The organism is Pseudoalteromonas sp. NCCP-2140 (assembly GCF_023708065.1).
Classification (GTDB): Bacteria; Pseudomonadota; Gammaproteobacteria; order Enterobacterales; family Alteromonadaceae; genus Pseudoalteromonas.
On record NZ_BRCZ01000001.1, the window covers coordinates 475,380 to 487,970 of the forward strand.

Here is a 12,591-nt window from a genome sequence, read left to right on the forward strand (position 1 = left end):
TGATTACTACTCTTATTCTTTATTATCAGCAATTAATTGCGCTAATTGCTCAGCATCAAAAGGCCAAAATAATTTCTCGCCTTGATGAGATTCCACAACCGGAATACTGGTTTGGTAAAGTTCAATCAGCTGTTCACTGTCCATAATATCTTTTGCTACAAACGAAGCGTTTGCAGCAATTAATAATTCATCGGCCATTTCACACAGATGACAGCCATCAGTGTGGTACAGGGTAAAGTTAGCCATGGGTAATAAGCCAGCTATTATGAATTTGCTTATTACGTTTAAAATCTGGTGATAAAGTCTTGTCAGAAATGTTTTCTGCTTTTAAACCCAGACCCATTAGCCCTACTTCATCCATGCTAAAGCCACGCTTATTATTTGAGAATATAAGCGTACCGTTAGGGCTTAAAATTTTCTTAACCCAGGTAAGTAATTTGATATGGTCGCGTTGTACATCAAACGCATCTTTCATACGTTTTGAGTTTGAGAACGTCGGTGGATCTAAGAAAATTAAATCATATTGGCCTTGTGCATACTCAAGCCACTTCAAGCAGTCTGCTTGCTCAAAACGATAACGTGTATTACTGATATCATTCAGAGCAAAGTTTTCTTGCGCCCACTTTAGGTAGGTTTTTGACATATCAACCGTGGTAATGGCTTTAGCACCACCCACAGCAGCATGCACAGATGCGCTGCCTGTATAAGCAAACAAGTTTAAGAAACGTTTGCCTTGTGCGTTTTGTTGGATATAACGACGAGCTAATCGGTGATCTAAGAACAAACCAGTATCTAAATAATCAAATAAGTTTACTTTGAATTTAGCGCCAAACTCTTCAACTACTTGAGTACGATTTTGTTTTGCTACCTTGGTATATTGCTCTTCACCTTTTTGCTTTTTACGCACTTTAACTGCAATATTTTCTGGTGCTATCTTTAACTGCTCAGCGGTCAAGCTGATCACATCTTGCAAACGTTTTTGAGCCGTATTGTCATCGATTTCTTTCGGTGCAGCATATTCAAAAATAACCGCTGAATCATCGTATACATCAACAGCTACGTTATATTCTGGAATATCCGCATCATAAACACGGTAGCAACTTACTTCATTTTGCTTTAACCAATTCTTTAAATTTTGCTTATTTTTCTTTAAACGGTTTGCAAAGGCTGTTGAACCTTCAAAATTAAGAGCCGGCTTATCTTCTTTGCTAAGTTCTACTTGTTTATCGTCAAGTTGGTAAAGATTTAATACAACATCTAACGGGCCATTTTTAAACTTATAGCGTTTTAACTTAACTAACTTTAATAACTTAAATAAGCTTTCGTCAGTGCCAAGTAAAGCAAGTTTCCAATGATTAAAGTGCTTTTTTAAGCCAACACCTAAGCTACGGTGTAAGTTAACCAGCTCAGCCATTGAGCCTAAACGTTCACCATAAGGTAAGTTTGAAATCACCACACCAGGTAGTTTCGCAACGGAGGTTAACTTAGTGGCATCGCTTTGTTTAAACTTAATCACATTACCAAGGTCAGCACGCTCTGCATTTTCTTGAGCTTTTGAAATAACACTGCCGTCAATATCATGGCCAATAAGCCAAAGTTTAGGATCTGTAATTTGTGCAGTTAGTTCTGCTTTTAATTCTTTGTATTTTTGAATTCGGAAACTAGGCAGGCGCTCAAAGGCAAAACCTTCACGGAATAAGCCCGGCGCTTCATTACGTGCCATGCTTGCAGCTTCAATTAAAATGGTACCAGAGCCACAACATGGATCGAATAAAGGTTGTTGTACGTTTTCAAGCCAACCACTTCGTTTTACAAGGGCTGCAGCTAAATGCTCTTTAATCGGCGCTTTGCCTTGATCTTGACGATAACCACGCTCAGATAAACGCGGGCCTGAATAATCGATGTAAAGCGCAACACCTTGACGGTTCAATCTTGCTACAACACGTACATTGGCATTGTATTTATCAACATCAGGACGTTGCTCGAATAAATCCGCGAAGTAATCAACAATCGCATCTTTTACAACTAGACCTGAAAATTGCGTATTTTTTAAATCGTTATTTGTACCACTAAAATCAACAGCAAAGGTTTGTTTAGGGCCAAACCACTCCTGCCAAGGCTGCAAGCGCGCAAATTGATAAAGGCTGTCTTTGTCTTTTACGCCTTCTTTTTCTTCTATCAGCATCATGATACGAGTCGCAAAACGGCTCGATAAACAAATCTTTTGTGCTAATAAGCTATCTGCTTCAAAACGTACAGAGCCCACGGTTTGTTTTGAGACTTCTGCACCTAGTGCTGTAAGCTCATCAACAAGTAAATTTTCTATTCCGATAGAAGTAAGTGCGATAAATTGCAAAGTAAAAACCCTTAAATGCTAATTGCGCAGGATTATAGCATAGCTTGGCGAACAAAAACGCCAACATTTGCAGGGATATTAGGCTGATTTGAACTGTTTTTGTTGAATATAAACAGGATGGATACGGTTATTTAAAACCTTAATAGCCTCAAACTGTTCAAGAGAAAGGTTTTCGTCTAGTTGAAAGTGTTGGCTTAGGTTAATACACACTGAGGCTTCGCTTGAGTGGTCAACAATTAAAAACTCACCTTCTTGTGCCTGTGAGCACAATTTAACAACCGCTTCGACACTTGGCTGGCTGCCATGATACTCATGAAAGAACCAACTTTTTGCAAGTACTGGCTTTAAATGAAATTTGACCGCAGTGGCATTTAGCGAGATTTGGCAAAGCTGTGCAGGATTCCATAGTGAGAAAGTTTCGAGGTATTGATAAACTTGCTGATAAAATGCAGCGTCTTCAAGGCTAAAGTTAGGCTCTTGTAAAACAGCATCGGTGAGTTGGCGAAGTTTGTAAGGCGTGCACAGTTGCATATCTTGGTCTAGGTCAACCAAAAGACGATTATTTTTTGCACAAGCAAGCCATTTCCATTGCTTAGATGCTTGTAACATGTCTCCTCCCTAACGAATAAATACTGTGCGCTTAATCATAAATTATAACTAAAGCAGACCATTAATAAAATGATTTCTTAGAACATTTTATTAATGATCAATTGCTTAGATAACTGATCCTTATAAGCTGTTTAGGATCGTTTTTACCAATTCTGGGCCTTTATAAATGAAACCAGTGTAAACTTGTACAAGGTCTGCACCTGCTGCAAATTTTTCTTTTGCCGAATCAGCATCATCGATGCCACCCACACCAATGATAGGTAGTTTACCCTCGGTTAAGCGCTTAAGTTCACTAACCACGTGGGTTGAACGCTTGCGCACAGGCTGGCCTGATAAACCACCCGCTTCATTTGCGTATTGTTGACCTTGTACCATTGCACGCTCAAGTGTGGTGTTTGTAGCAATAACACCATCGATCTTATTGTTGATCAATGACTCACTAACTTGGCCGATTTGTACTTCATCAAGATCAGGGGCGATCTTAACTAGCATAGGCACTTGTTTGTTATGTTTAGCAACTAGATCAAGTTGTTCATTCTTTAAGCTTTGCAATAAGTCATCAAGCGCTTCGCCGTACTGTAAATCACGAAGACCTGGGGTATTCGGTGAAGAAATATTTACTGTGATATACGATGCATGCTCAAATACTTTACGCATACAGTGAATGTAATCATCTTTACCCTGCTCGTTTGGTGTATCTTTATTTTTACCAATATTAATACCTAGAATACCGTCGTATTTCGCTGCTCTAACATTGTTAACTAGGTTATCAACGCCCTTATTGTTAAAGCCCATGCGGTTAATAATCGCATTTGATTCAGGTAAGCGGAAAATTCGCGGTTTATCGTTACCCGCTTGCGGACGTGGTGTAACAGTACCTACTTCTACAAAACCAAAACCCATTTGCGAAAATGCATCAATACACTCGGCATTTTTATCTAAGCCTGCCGCTAAACCTACTGGGTTTTTAAACTCTAAACCTAGAAAATTGACGGGTTTATTAGGGACAGATTGAGACCACGCAGCACTCAATGGCGTATGAGCAAATCGGCGTAAATTATTAAGTGCAAATTCATGAGCCCACTCCGCATCACGGGTAAACATAAAACGGCGAGCTAGATCATAAAACATGGTTTGTTCCTTAGGTAAAAATAAACAAGGTAGCCGTTTATAAACGGACCATTGCAAATTAAGGGCAAAAAAATACCCCAGCGAGCTGGGGTATGTATTTTAACTACTTTTCACTTATTTGGAAGTGTCACAGTTGTGGCTTAACAACATTAGTTCACGAAGTGCCACTGAGAACTTCGCAAAATCATGGCTTTGCGATGTTTTAAACTCAGATAGCATCTGCTTCCAACGTTGTAATAGTAGATCTTGGTTATCCATCCACTCATCAATTTGTGCATCAATGTCTTTGCTGTCTGCAGCAAAGCTATTAAGTACCACAGCTGATAATGTACGTTGTTGCCAATCTAGCTCTTCACGGTAAGAAGCACGAGCAAGTGCTTGCCAGTGGTTCGCAACTGGTTGGTTGGTGATTTGGTCAAGGAACCAATGTAAGCCCATACGCGCACCTAGCTTGAAGTAGGTGTTAGAAACCATATCAATGCTACGCTCTGAATTGTTAGCAATTTCAGCTAAGTCCATTACAGAGAATAAGCTTGATAGTGACACAATACGTGTTGCAAGTGCTTTTGGTACATTGCTGTCAATTAGCTTATCTGCCGCTTTAACTAGGCGCTCGCTTTCTTTTTCAACCATGTAGCTGTTTAAGTTTTCACTTAAATCAGCAAATGTTGGTGCAAAGAATTCAATTGCTTGCTCAATTGTTTGTGCTTTATTGCGATGACGTAAGAACCAACGTGTTGCACGACGAACCGTACGACGTAATTGATATAGCATTTCTGTTTGTACAGCTGCTGGGATCTTATTATCAAGTGCAACAATCGATGACCATGTTTCTGGCATCTGAAACACTTCTTTTGCAATTGAGTAGCAAAGTGCGATTTCAGCTTCGTTAGCACCTGTTTCTTCGTGCATACGAACCATAAAGTTAAGACCCATATCGTTAACGATGTTGTTTGCAAGTTTCGTTGCAATAATCTCTTTACGAAGTGGGTGGTTATCCATTGCATCGTTGAACTTCTCACGAAGTGGCACAGGGAACGACTTAACTAATAACTGACGGTAGTAAGGGTTTTCAGTGATTTCATCAACCACTAGAGACTCTTTAAGAACCATCTTCGCGTAAGAAACAAGTACAGAAAGCTCTGGACGAGTTAAATCTTTACCCGCTGCTGCGCGCTCTGCAAGTTCTTCATCCGTTGGAATGAACTCGATTGCACGGTTAAGTTTGCCATCTTTTTCAAGGGCATGGATGAAACGTACTTTTTCTTTAAGCGTTGAAGTACCTTTTGATTGAGTAATCGATAAGGTATGCGTTTGACGATAACAGTCTTTCAATACTAACTCAGACACTTCATCAGTCATTGAATAAAGTAACTCATCACGCTGTTTACGTGTTAAGTCACCTTCAGCAACTAGGCCATTAAGTAAGATTTTGATGTTTACTTCGTTATCTGAACACGCAACACCACCTACGTTATCGATAAAGTCGGTGTTAACACGACCGCCTTTAGCCGCAAATTCGATACGACCTAATTGAGTCGCACCTAAGTTACCGCCCTCACCTAGGATCTTCGCACCAAGCTCAGAACCGTTTATACGAAGTGCATCATTCGCGCGGTCACCCACATCAGCATCAGTCTCTTTAGAGTTCTTGATGTAAGTACCGATACCACCATTCCAAAGTAAATCAAACTCCATCATTAGAGCTGCTTTGATTAACTCGTTAGGTGTCATGCTCGCTTTCTTAGTGCCAAGCATTTTCTTCATTTCTGGGCTTAAGCTAATTGATTTAGCCGCACGAGAGAAAATACCACCACCTTGTGAAATAAGGTCTTTGTTGTAATCTTCCCAAGAAGAACGCGGTAAATTAAATAAACGCTCACGCTCTGGGTAAGATGTCGCTGCATCTGGATTTGGATCAACAAAGATGTGCATGTGGTTAAACGCTACTTGTAAGCGAATGTGCTTAGAAAGCAACATACCGTTACCAAATACGTCACCCGCCATGTCGCCGATTGCCACCACAGTGAAATCAGTTGTTTGACAGTCAATATCCATTTCACGGAAATGACGCTTAACAGATTCCCAGGCACCTTTAGCAGTGATACCCATTTTCTTGTGGTCGTAACCTACTGAGCCACCCGATGCGAATGCATCACCTAGCCAGAAGTTATATTCATTTGCAATGCCGTTAGCAATATCAGAGAAAGTCGCAGTACCCTTATCGGCAGCAACAACTAAATACGGGTCATCTTCATCATGACGAACAACATCAACTGGTGGCACAATCTCACCACGTTCAATGTTATCTGTGATATCTAATAAACCACGGATGAAAATCTTGTAACACTCTTGGCCTTCTTTGAAGAATGCTTCACGGTCTGTCGGTAGTTGTTTACATACGAAACCACCTTTTGAGCCGACTGGCACGATAACCGTATTTTTAACTTGTTGCGCTTTAACAAGGCCCAGTACTTCAGTACGGAAGTCTTCACGACGGTCAGACCAACGTAAACCACCACGAGCAACTTTACCACCACGTAAATGAACACCTTCAACGCGCGGCGAGTATACAAAGATCTCAAACGCAGGCAGTGGTAATGGCATTTCAGGGATCATAGAAGGCTGAACTTTGAACGATACGTATGACTTAAATTGGCCATCCGCTTCTTTTTGGAAGAAGTTCGTTCTAAGAGTTGCATTGATCATATCAACGTATAAACGGATGATACGGTCATCATCTAGGTTTGCTACGTTTTCTAGTTCAAGATTAACTTGTGCAACTAGCTTCTCAAGTGTCTTCTCACTACCAGGGTTCTTAACTGAGAACTTTTTAGTGAATAAATTAACGATTTGCGATGCAATGTGTGGGTAATTTGCAAATGTGCTTTCGATGTAAGTTTGCGAGAAAGTTACACCAATTTGACGCATGTATTTTGCGTAGGCACGAAGAATAGACGCTTCACGACCTGTTAAGCCACCCATTAATACTAAACGGTTGAAACCATCATTTTCTAAACGGTTATTCCACACGTTCGTTAACGCTGCACGGAAACGCGCTGAGACTTTATCAAAGTCAGCAATGCCCTTGTTGTCAATTAGCATGGTGAAGTCCATGATCCAATTAACTTTACCGTCAGTCGTTTTCACTGAGTAAGGCGTTTCACCCACTACGCGTAAACCAAAGTTTTCTAACATCGGCATTACGTCAGATAAGTGGATTGGCACATCTTTATGGAATAAGCTTAAACGAACAACATTGGTGTTTGCTTCTTCTTGTGGACGGTAGAACAACATCTCAAGTTTGTTCTCGTCGTTTAGAAGTTCTAGCTTTTCAATATCAACAACCGCTGCACTTGGTAAAACCTGATCTTTATACGCACTTGCAAACGCTTGTGCATATTTACGGTTTAGTTCTTTACCGCGTGCTTCACCTGCGCTTTCAAGTAGTGCAGATTGGAGTCTATCTTCCCAAGTACGGGCAGCTTCAATTAGGTTGTTTTCGATGTCTTTCACGTTATATTCAATATTATTGTCAGTCACACGCACCGTGTAATGTGTACGGGCTAATGTTGACTCAGAGAAGAAAGTAGTAAATTCGACTTTGTCGTCAGAATTAAATGCATTGGCTAAGATACGTTGCGTTTCACGACGTAGTGCCGTGTTATAGCGCTCACGCGGTACATAAACCATGCAAGAGAAGAAACGGCCATATGCGTCTTTACGCACAAAAATACGGCACATATCACGCTCTTGTACTTGTAATACGCCCATGGCAACTTCAAGTAGTTCAGCTTCACGTGCTTGCACAAGCTCATCACGTGGATACGTTTCTAAAATATTTAATACCGCTTTGTATGCATGGGTGCCTTTAGCAAAGTCACACATTTCCATAATGCGGTTAATCTTACTTTTCAGTACAGGTACATCAGCGGCGCTGTTGTTGTAAAAGCTTGATGAGAATAAACCAAGGAAGCGATCTTCACCAATTACGTTGCCCTCATCATCAAAACGCTTAATACCCACGTAGTCGATGTATGCAGGTCGATGTACACGAGACACTGAATTTGTTTTCGTTAAAATTAATAAGTTGCTGCTTCGCGCTTCTTGGCGCGCTACTTCAGGTAACTCAGAAAGTAAGCGGCTATGCTCTTCGTCTGTGTTTTTCATTAGACCAAGGCTAGTACCCTTTTTACCTTTTAACTGGTAATCACCTTGCACTGGCGAAAGTTCATACTCACGGTAACCCATTAGCGTAAAGTTATCTTTAGCTAACCAGTCTAAAAACTCTACCGTTTCTGCAACTTCGCTTTCGTTATTATTATGGTGGCGTTTTGGTAAGTCTTTCGTAACCGCTATAAGCTTTTCACGAATTGGCTGCCAATCTTCTACAGCGATTGATACGTCAACTAACACAGACTCAAGTTCTTTTTTGAAAGACTCAATCACTTTTGCATCTGTTTGACGATCAATCTCGATAAAGAACACAGTTTTTGTCGACGTTGATTCTTGCTCTGCTTTTAAGCTTGAAATACCGGTGATTTTAGCATTTTTATCACGTTGGATTTTCAGCGGAGAGTGAAGTAATAAGTGAGAAGCGATGTTTGCGCGAGTCATGGCCATGCGCACAGAATCAACGAGGAAAGGCATGTCTTTCGCGATGATTTCAACAATAGTGTGCGATGACTGCCAGCCATCTTTTGCTACTTCAGGATTGAAAACACGGACAACCGCGTCATCAGAATTATTTTTTTCTAGCGAGTTCCATAGGCTTAGTGCAGCGCCATATAAGTCACTATCGTTGCGATGAGCCAAATCCTCTTTAGACATATTGCTGTACAAGGCTTTGGCGAATTTCTCAACGAGTAACACATTATCAGCGTGAACTTTTTTCTGGATCAGCTTACAGACATTATCTAAGATAACCGAGGCTTGCCCTTCATTTCGTGTCATTGTATGTTCCTTAATCTATACTACTTATCGATTAGTAGAATATTTGTACAGCCATTTATTAGCGTGGAGTCAGGTAAATTCTAACTCTTTTACAGCTAATAAACAGCCTTTTCGATGAAATCATTTTAAGCTTTTCAGCTATTTGGTCATCTATTCACAAAATATAGATATAAATGGCCATTACTGGCCATATTGGAGCACAATTATTCACATTATTTTTTCTGGTCAGTCCAGAGGAAGCTACCAATTGCAGGTAAAAGTAGTACTGAACCCAACATGTTAACCAAAAACATGAAGGTCAGAAGAATACCCATATCTACTTGGAACTTCAGATCAGAGAAAATCCATGTGCTAACACCAATGGCTAAGGTAATACCTGTGAACAGCACTGCACTACCACGCTCTGCTAATGCATTACGATAAGCCACTTCCAGTGCCACACCTTGTTTTAGCTGCCCCATCATTGATGAAAGTATGTAAATCCCGTAATCGACACCGATACCAACACCTAAAGCGATAACTGGTAATGTCGACACTGTTAAACCAATTTCAAGTTGTACCATCAATGCTTGCGCTAAGGTTGATACGATGTACAGAGGTAATACAACCGCGACCGTTGCCTTAACACTTCTAAAGCTAATTAAGCATAGCAGGATTACGGCGCCGTAAACGTAAAGCATCATAGGTAGCTGTGCAGCCGATACCGACTCGTTAGTTGCAGCCATTACACCGACAGGGCCTGACGCTAGCTTAAACTTTAATTCATCGGTTTCTTCAGCCTTAGCAAACTCTTTAACTTTAGCTACCACATGGTCAATTGTTTCTGCTTTGTGGTCATTTAAGAAAATAATCACAGGCATTACAGAGCAGTTACCATCAAGTAAACCTGAGCTTGTTTCAACGCGTGAAGTAGCTTGCACTAAACTTGCCGTATTGCGCGGCAGGCTTTGCCATTTTAAGTTACCTTCGTTGAAGCCGGCATTCACAGATTGCGCAACTGAGCTTAAGCTCACAGCCGATTGTACCCCTGCAACGTTTTCCATCTGCCATTGGAAACGACTAATACGCTCCATAACATCATGCTCAGTACACGCAGCAGGATACGCTTCTACAATCACTTTTAGGATATCTGATGAAATGGTGTATTTATCAGATATCAAAAAGGTGTCTTGGTTATAGCGGGCATCTTGGTGCAAAGATGGCGCACCAGCATGCAAGTCACCAATACGCATTTTGTCAGCTTGCCAGTAACCCACTGCAAATAACACAGCCGTAAAGGCGATAATGAAACCTGCCGTTTTACGATCTGTCGCTTTTACTAATAGCTCGCGTAACTTGTCTAATAGATTTGGTTTGTCTGTGTGGGTCCCTGCTTGAATATGCACAGAGCCTTCAAAGCGCATGTACGAAGCCCATACAGGTAATAAAATTAAGTTGGTGAAAATAATTACCGCTACACCCAAACTCGCTGTGATAGCAAGTTCACGAATAATACCAATATCAATGGTGAGTAAGGTTAAAAAACCAATTGTGTCTGATAGCAGTGCAATACCACCTGGGATCAGAAGTGCTCTAAAGCTTGCCTGACAACAAATCCGAGTTGAACTACCCGTAGACACTTTTTTACCGATGTCATTAATCATTTGCACGCCATGGCTTACACCAATCGCAAACACTAAAAACGGCACTAAAATTGACATAGGGTCTAAACCAAAGCCTAAGCTTGAAAGCAAGCCTAACTGCCAAACAACAGCGATGATTGAACAGGCAATTGGTAAAATAGTCAGTTTTAAAGAGTGGCAGAACAGCCAAACCATTACGAATGTGAAAGCAATGGCAATAGCAAAGAATAGCAGTACGCCCTTAGCGCCCTCTGCTACATCCCCTGCCATTTTTGCAAAACCAATAATATGAATACTGACCTTGTCAGTACTTAGCGGTTCACGAACTTGTGTTTCTAGCTTTTCTGCAAACGCTAAAGTGTCGAGTTTTTCTTGCGTTTGCGGATCAGTCTCGAGTAGCTGAGCGGTTACCATTGCACACGAATAGTCGCTTGCAATCATGCGACCAACGACTTTTGCTTTTTCAATGTTTTCTTTTACAACCGCAAGACCACGTTTATCAGCGGTAAAGTTTGCTGGAATAATTGGACCGCCAGCAAAACCATCTTCAACCACTTCAACAAAACGCGCACTCGGTGCGAAGATTGAATTAACTAACGGACGATTTACACCCGGAATAAAGTAAAGCTGATCATGAACTGCTTTAAGTTGAGTGAAAAATTCCTCATTAAAAATATCACCATCTGCATCACAGACAGAAATCAAAATGCTGTTAGCGCCACCGAACTGTTTTTCATGTTTGGTGTAAACTTTCATGTAGTCATGATTAAGCGGAATATTTTTATTAAACGACGCGTCTAATTGAATTTGTGTTGCTTTGAATAGTAAGAAACTGGTGATCAAAGCAAAGGAAATAATTGCGAATAAGCGATGACGAAACACCGCTCTTTCTAAAATATCTAAAAAACCACGCATTACGGATTCAACTCCTTCACTTTAATGCCATTTTCTGAAGCCATAATTAGTTTGTCTTGAAACACGACACCATCAAGTAACGATTTACCATCAGCCATTTGTTGTTCTGATAATTGGCCATCCTCAATTTGGAAAATCACCCCGCTGTTGGCAAATAATAACCACTGGTTGTTGTATTTAATCGCGCTATTCACGGTTGCATAATTGTCGTGTGGTATTTGTTGCCATTGATCACTGCCTGCTTGGCGAGTGAAAATGTTGCCTCGAAGGCCTGCAACTAGATCTTCACCACCTTGATCTGCAGTTGACGCAAACGTAAAGAAAGAGCCCATATAAATCTCTTCAAGACGCTGCCATGTTTGACCATTGTCGAAACTTTGTGCCATTAAACCCATTTCACCGGCTAGAAATAGACTCTCCTCAGTTTTAACGATGCGATTAAAATGCGGCAGTATTGAAGCAGTTTCAATTTCATAGCCTTCTGGGTCACTGTCTTTTAAATCATTTAGGTATTCACGGTCTTCTTCAAATAACAGACTATCTAAAAAACGTTTCTGCCAAGTTTGGCCACCATCGTTAGTTTCAAAAAACATTCCGTATGCACCAACTGCATAGCCCTGTTTGTCAGTTGTAAATAAAATGTCTAAACATGGCTTATCCATGTTTGGTAAAGATTGTTGTAACTGCCAGGTTTTTCCTGCATCCACGGTATTAATGATGGTTGCATCATGACCACATGCCCAGCCTAAATCGTTATTATAAAAATCAACGGCTGTTAGCAGCACTTGAGTAGGCACACTGGCTTGTTGCCAAGTTTGAGCGTCTGTACTTGTGATAACCACACCGTGTTTGCCAACTGCAATGAGATTTGGGCCAGCTAGTTCAATGTCGGTGAGAAGAGTTTTGTTTGCGTTAACAGCGCTAATCGCTTGTTGCGGCATAGGCATGTCTTGAGCAAAACATGAAGCACTATAAGCAAGACAGGCATAAAGCAAATACTTCATA

7 protein-coding genes are annotated in these 12,591 nt (G+C 40.8%); all 7 read right to left on the bottom strand.

Going from position 1 to position 12,591, the window contains the following annotated elements; all coding sequences use genetic code 11:
- Window positions 1–12: 12 nt before the first annotated feature.
- Window positions 13–246: a glutaredoxin family protein gene (locus NFU46_RS02295; protein WP_251599284.1), complete on the bottom strand. Its 234-nt coding sequence runs from the start codon at window positions 244–246 to the stop codon at window positions 13–15.
- Window positions 239–2,356 (bottom strand): bifunctional 23S rRNA (guanine(2069)-N(7))-methyltransferase RlmK/23S rRNA (guanine(2445)-N(2))-methyltransferase RlmL, encoded by a 2,118-nt coding sequence (rlmKL, locus tag NFU46_RS02300; RefSeq protein ID WP_251599288.1) that lies wholly within the window; start codon window positions 2,354–2,356, stop codon window positions 239–241. The genes NFU46_RS02295 and rlmKL overlap by 8 nt, the downstream gene beginning before the upstream one ends.
- 78 nt (window positions 2,357–2,434) lie before the next feature.
- A complete protein-coding gene (locus NFU46_RS02305; protein WP_251599291.1) occupies window positions 2,435–2,965 on the bottom strand; it encodes a cell division protein ZapC domain-containing protein in 531 nt (176 codons plus the stop codon).
- Between the two features lie 120 nt (window positions 2,966–3,085).
- Window positions 3,086–4,096 (bottom strand): quinone-dependent dihydroorotate dehydrogenase, encoded by a 1,011-nt coding sequence (pyrD, locus tag NFU46_RS02310; RefSeq protein ID WP_251599294.1) that lies wholly within the window; start codon window positions 4,094–4,096, stop codon window positions 3,086–3,088.
- A 114-nt stretch (window positions 4,097–4,210) separates the two neighbouring features.
- Window positions 4,211–9,049, bottom strand: a complete 4,839-nt coding sequence (locus NFU46_RS02315; protein ID WP_062564475.1) for an NAD-glutamate dehydrogenase — start codon at window positions 9,047–9,049, stop codon at window positions 4,211–4,213.
- 212 nt (window positions 9,050–9,261) lie between these two features.
- Window positions 9,262–11,586 carry an RND family transporter gene (locus tag NFU46_RS02320; RefSeq protein WP_251599297.1) on the bottom strand — a complete coding sequence of 775 codons (2,325 nt, stop codon included), beginning with the start codon at window positions 11,584–11,586 and terminating at the stop codon, window positions 9,262–9,264.
- Complete coding sequence (locus NFU46_RS02325) at window positions 11,586–12,590, bottom strand: YCF48-related protein (protein ID WP_251599300.1); 1,005 nt, start codon at window positions 12,588–12,590, stop codon at window positions 11,586–11,588. The genes NFU46_RS02320 and NFU46_RS02325 overlap by 1 nt, the downstream gene beginning before the upstream one ends.
- Window position 12,591: the final 1 nt, after the last annotated feature.

Coding starts and splice junctions, on each gene's coding strand:
- NFU46_RS02305 (WP_251599291.1), bottom strand. CDS start 2,965: ATGTTACAAGCATCTAAGCAATGGAAATGGCTTGCTTGTGCAAAAAAT.
- NFU46_RS02320 (WP_251599297.1), bottom strand. CDS start 11,586: ATGCGTGGTTTTTTAGATATTTTAGAAAGAGCGGTGTTTCGTCATCGC.
- NFU46_RS02325 (WP_251599300.1), bottom strand. CDS start 12,590: ATGAAGTATTTGCTTTATGCCTGTCTTGCTTATAGTGCTTCATGTTTT.
- NFU46_RS02315 (WP_062564475.1), bottom strand. CDS start 9,049: ATGACACGAAATGAAGGGCAAGCCTCGGTTATCTTAGATAATGTCTGT.
- NFU46_RS02295 (WP_251599284.1), bottom strand. CDS start 246: ATGGCTAACTTTACCCTGTACCACACTGATGGCTGTCATCTGTGTGAA.
- pyrD (WP_251599294.1), bottom strand. CDS start 4,096: ATGTTTTATGATCTAGCTCGCCGTTTTATGTTTACCCGTGATGCGGAG.